Genomic DNA, 433 nt, shown 5'->3' with positions numbered 1-433 from the left:
TGGAGGGCTCTGTTTTGGGCGGTTAGACCGAGCTGTTCCAATGCCGAAAAGATGTTGGCAAGCATGGTTATTATCTGTCTTTTATAATTTAGTAAGGCTAAAGAATTTCTTAATATTTAAACAAAAAACAGACACGATAAACAGGTCCTGTTACACAAAACACCCATTTATTGTGAAATAAAATTACAAATAAAATACAGATTTGATTTAGTAAATAATATAGATCAAGTTAATGATTACAAAAAAAGAGGCTGAAGTGTTAGCATCTTCAACCTCTGTAAACTACAAAACTAAGAACTTCTTATTTAAAGAATATGATTGAACTACTGTCCAGAACGAATGATGTAATCAAACGCTGACAGTGATGCTTTCGCGCCTTCACCAGTGGCAATGATGATTTGTTTATAAGGTACTGTTGTACAGTCACCCGCAG

General features: G+C 34.4%; 1 pseudogene. It reads right to left on the bottom strand.

What is annotated here, in order from left to right:
* Positions 1–323 precede the first annotated feature (323 nt).
* Positions 324–433 (bottom strand): annotated as a pseudogene (locus AC1M9B_RS14385) (FAD-dependent oxidoreductase); the annotation flags it as partial.

This window comes from Acinetobacter sp. ANC_7513 (assembly GCF_056779915.1).
Note: the sequence above shows the minus strand (reverse complement) of the source record. Positions and strands in the feature narration are given on the sequence as shown.